Origin of the sequence: Streptomyces sp. H51, from assembly GCF_035656535.1 — a bacterium.
GTDB lineage: Bacteria > Actinomycetota > Actinomycetes > Streptomycetales > Streptomycetaceae > Streptomyces.
In genome coordinates this window covers 1-3849 of sequence record NZ_JAYMHD010000091.1, presented here as the reverse complement: position 1 = coordinate 3849, position 3849 = coordinate 1, and the positions used below count along the sequence as shown (strand labels likewise).

Annotated in this window: 3 protein-coding genes; 1 reads left to right on the top strand and 2 read right to left on the bottom strand. The window is 67.4% G+C overall.

Going from position 1 to position 3849, the window contains the following annotated elements; translation table 11 throughout:
• Nucleotides 1–585 precede the first annotated feature (585 nt).
• Both VKA29_RS36535 and VKA29_RS36530 read right to left on the bottom strand, forming a co-directional pair.
• Complete coding sequence (locus VKA29_RS36535; RefSeq protein WP_324790389.1) at nt 586–1473, bottom strand: MBL fold metallo-hydrolase; 888 nt, start codon at nt 1471–1473, stop codon at nt 586–588.
• Between the two features lie 679 nt (nt 1474–2152).
• Nucleotides 2153–3097: a helix-turn-helix domain-containing protein gene (locus VKA29_RS36530; protein WP_324790388.1), complete on the bottom strand. Its 945-nt coding sequence runs from the start codon at nt 3095–3097 to the stop codon at nt 2153–2155.
• Nucleotides 3098–3351: 254 nt separating this feature from the next.
• On the opposite strand from VKA29_RS36530, the gene VKA29_RS36525 reads away from it, so the two are divergent.
• Nucleotides 3352–3780 (top strand): hypothetical protein, encoded by a 429-nt coding sequence (locus VKA29_RS36525; RefSeq protein WP_324790387.1) that lies wholly within the window; start codon nt 3352–3354, stop codon nt 3778–3780.
• Nucleotides 3781–3849 lie beyond the last annotated feature (69 nt).

The following is a 3849-nucleotide window of genomic DNA, read 5'->3' as shown; positions in this document are numbered from 1 at the left end:
CCGATCACCCCCAGACCCAACCCGATGTTCAGCACGACCAACTCCGTCAACCCCCGACAGTTCATCAGCACACCCAGTCGGCAGTCGCGGGCCGTACGCAGGAGGAGTGTCGCAGCCTCGGGCAGGCCGACGGGCACGACCAGGTCCTCAACGAGGTCGCTCGCATGTCGGCGTAGCTGTCGACGAAGTAGTGGGCGCGTTCGTCCGGGACTGGGAACGGCAGCCGCTGCGTGGTCATCCCCGCAGCCTCAGTCTTCCAGCGGCACGCCCCGTCGGCAGCGACGTTTCCCCGAGCCGTCACGCAGCGTCGCGGGACGGAGATTTCTCCCTGCTGGAATGGGCGGAATATCGCAGGCAGCGGACCTGGAGAAGGAGGCGACGCGAGTGCCGACCCGGCGGGTGCGCTCACCGTCGGTGCACTGGCTCTGTCCACAGGCCCACGGCCCGGGCATACGTTGTCATGGCGGCCGGCGCCCCTCGCATCGGCCAATTCCGGCTGGAACCCGGCGCTTGTTCACGCCTGAAGGATCCGCGCGGCCACGGTCATGTCACGGCCGACCTGGAACGACCGCGTGAGTCGGACTGTTACCAGCGCATCGCGTTGAAATCGATGGGACGGGGCTGGAGTTCGCGGGTGCGCGCCGCCAGACGTTGCAGCCGCTCGGCCATGTCGTCGGCGGGAAGGCGCCGACGGTCGCCGTGGCCTGGCAGCAGCCACTCGAAGCGCAACCGGTCGGCGGCCCGGGCCAAGGAGGCGGCCAGTTCAGTGATGGAGTACCAGGTGACACTGTCGGCCACCTCGATGTCCCCTGTAGTGCGCGACCAGTAGAAGCTGTCGCCGCTGAAGCAGTACCGCTCGTCCGCGAGGAACAGCACGCTGCCTCGGGTGTGCCCGGGGAAGGGCACGGCGACCACCCCTTCAGCGATCTGCGCCGGGTCGGTGCCGCGAAGCACACGGTCCGCGTCCGGGGCCGCATCGAGGTCACCCTCGTGGATCCACAGCCGGGCGCCGAAGCGGTCGGCGTAACGGCGGCCGTGCGCGGCGTGGTCGCGGTGGGTGAGCAGGACATCGGTGACAGGGCCCAGCCCCTCGTATCGCGCGGCCAACGATGTGCTCCAACGTGGCGTGTCCACCATCATCGCGGTGCCGTCGGGGCGGCGCAGCAGGTAGGAGTTGGCCCCTGCGGTATGCGGGGAGTTGTGCCCGCACAGGTGCACGGTGTCGTCCAGGGCGATCGGGAAGGGGTCCAGTGCCGCCTCCAGCCGCCCGGCCGGGGGACGGATCGACCGGGAGGGACAGGCGTGCGCGGCGGCGTTCAGCTGCCGGACCTCGGTTCGGCCGCGCGGCTGGCGCAGAACGACCGAGTGGCCGTCGACCTCGCCGATCAGGCCGGGGGCGAGTTGCCGGGCGACATCGCAGTTCGTGCACCGTTCGTCCACCCGCCAGCCGTCCTCGAACCGTTCCTCGCCCATGGCCGGCTCCCTTCCGCACTGTGTCCGCCAACCGGTCACTCACAGTCCAGGGGTACCCCGTGCCCCGCGAATAAAGGAAGGGGGCTCGGATCTTGTACTTGCGGCGTCGCGCCGCTCTGAAGGTCCGGGCGATCCGGGCGGCTACGGCGGCACGGAACCACCGGCAGCCCACCGGCCCGCCCCGGATCAATCGCGGGTCAGGCCGTGAACGGAGCCAGATCAACTGCTCACACGGTGAGACCACTTCCGGTCCGTGTAGCGGAGCCAAGAGAAGTGGTCACGAACAGGCCACGCCTTGGTCGGTGGGGGGTGACCTGCACAGACGCCGCGGCGGCGAGGCTCACGCAAGAGAAGCCGCGAGGGTCGGCGCAAGAAATGGTGCCGCCCGGGCGGGCCGGATCTCCGATTCCTTTCGTGGCAGGTGCGTCTCGCACAAGGCGAGAAACCCGGTCATGGAGGGAGTCAGCTTCTCCTCGAAAGCTTGCCGGACCATTCCTCCGCGCCGACGCTCACCGGATACACACCCATGTCGGGAAGCTGTCGCGCGCATCTGACATCGATCAGTGAGGTCTCGACCAGGGTGTGAGGCAGTGGGAGAACGGCAGCGCCGAGCCGAAGTCGCCGCGCCTGGACGCTCGACTTCACCCCGCTGCGCGAGCAGGATCTGACCACGGCCGGCTCAGGAACGATCGCCCGCACTCCTGCACGCGCTGAACCACCTGCGGTATTCGCCGGGTGGCATCCCGAAGGCTGCTTTGAACATCCGGCTGAATACCGCAGCATCCGTGAACCCCCACCGCGCTCCGATGGCTCGGATGGGGTGGCTGGCACAGCCGGGCCGTGCCAGGTCGGTCCGGCACCGGTCCAGCCGGAGTTCCCGGATGAGGGCGCTCACGGTCTGTTTTTCTTGGCGGAAGAGTTGGTGCAGGTAGCGGACCGAGATGTTGTGGGCGTCCGCGATTGTCTGCGGGGATAATCGAGCTTCCGTCAGGTTTGCCTCGATGAAGGCCTTCACACGGCGCAGGAGCACGGTCTGCTGCGTCTCCGGCGGCAGCAGACCCTCCCGGTCCGCGAGGCCGCCCAGGTACGCGGAGGCCAGCTGGACCGCTGCCGCTCCGAGACGTTCGGCCTCCAGCTCGCTCCACTGGCCACCAGCCAGCCCTTGGAGGAACCCCGCGAGCAGGGATCCGGTTCCTTGCGTGGGGAGTCGGCGTGACAGAAGATCCCGCATCGACCGGTCCGGAAGCGGCACCGCGGGTTTCGGCAGGTGGAGGATGGTCAGCCAGCCGCCCTCGGTCACCTGCATCTGCACCGGCTGCGACGTGTCGTACAGCAGCAGGTCGCCTGCTCCGACCTGAGCATGGTTGCGTGCCTGGTCCACCACCATGATCCCGCTGGCCATGTATCCCAGCTCCCACAACTCGGGATCCGACCGATGGATCAACCGCGCGGTGCGTACCGCGGTCAAGGGCGGGAACGACAGGACGGACACCTTGACGGGCCCGAGCTCCAACGCAGCGGTCGATCCCCGGAAGTCCTCGCGGTGCTCACTGGCGATGTGTGTGGGTGCGAGATCCTGCATCAGCTGGTCGCGCCAACAGCCGAACCTCTCAGCCTTCGGCACGTCAACCGTATGCATCTCGGCCCAGCCCACCGGCCCGCCCCCGCGTGCTTGTTGTTCACATCATGACAACGACTGTGCGCTCTGTGTCAATTACCCAAGCCCTGACCAACGGAACTCTTGGTTTGAGACAGATCCACGAACCGGACCAAGGAGGAATCACGACCGAATACTGATCGTCGTCGGCCCGATCCGCTGGGCCGACGTTGCACTGCCAGCAACGCCACCTTTACGACGTCGTGGAAGGAACCTCAAGCATGAATCTCAAGAAGACCCTCACAATCTCGGCCGTTGCGCTGGTACTCGGCTCCGGCACGGCCGTGGCGAATCCCGCGACGGCTGCCCCCAGCACGGGCGTCTCGGCGCAAGCCGGATGGCACCCGATCTGGGACTCCTGGGTCCCCAAGCAGAGCACCGGCAAGTGGAAGTCCAATGCCTACAGGTCGCCGAGCAGGGCGACGCGCGCTGTCCTGCGGTGCTACAACACGCGTGCCTCGATGAAGGTACGGATCTTCGAGTATCTGGGCGGAGGCAGGCTGCGTAAGGTCGCGGACAGCGGCTGGAAGCGGTGCAACCCCAACGGGCACATCATCGCCAAGGGCACGGTCAACAACACCCGCCACTGGCTGAAGGTCCGCCTCGACGGCCTTCAGGGCTCCTTCGTCCGCGCGGAGAAGTGGTCCTAGGAGTTGTCGTCAAATGTCACGCCCACATCAGCAGGGCTGCGAGGGTGACGGCTGCTTGGTAGGACTCGG